Annotated in this window: 1 protein-coding gene; it reads right to left on the reverse strand. The window is 39.3% G+C overall.

Features of this window, described 5'->3' with window-relative positions:
• Positions 1-410: M20/M25/M40 family metallo-hydrolase (locus M3194_RS30975; protein WP_251657988.1), on the reverse strand; the 410-nt coding region annotated here is incomplete at both ends.

Genomic DNA, 410 nt, shown 5'->3' on the forward strand with positions numbered 1-410 from the left:
TTGATAAACCATTTAAATAAAAGCGATACTCAGTCGCACTTGCAGTGATTTCTTCATCACGAATCACTACTTTACCTTCTTCAGCGAACGGGTTCACATGAATACCAAATACTGCTTCGATAGGGTACTTTTCAAAGGCGCCTGCTCTAATTAAGCGATTAGCACCACCACCAGTTTCTTCAGCAGGCTGAAAGATAAACACAACATTGTGGGGAAGTTCACCTTTATCCGCCATCGCTTTGCAACGTTTTACAAATAACATTAATGCTGTTGTATGACCATCATGACCACATGCATGCATCACATTGTCCGTTTTACTTCGATAGTCGATATCATTTTCCTCAAATATTGGTAAAGCATCGATATCAGCACGAAATGCTATCGTATGATTACTTTGACCTTCTAAATAC

This window comes from Paenibacillus glycanilyticus, assembly GCF_023715145.1.
Taxonomy (GTDB): Bacteria; Bacillota; Bacilli; order Paenibacillales; family Paenibacillaceae; genus Pristimantibacillus; species Pristimantibacillus glycanilyticus_A.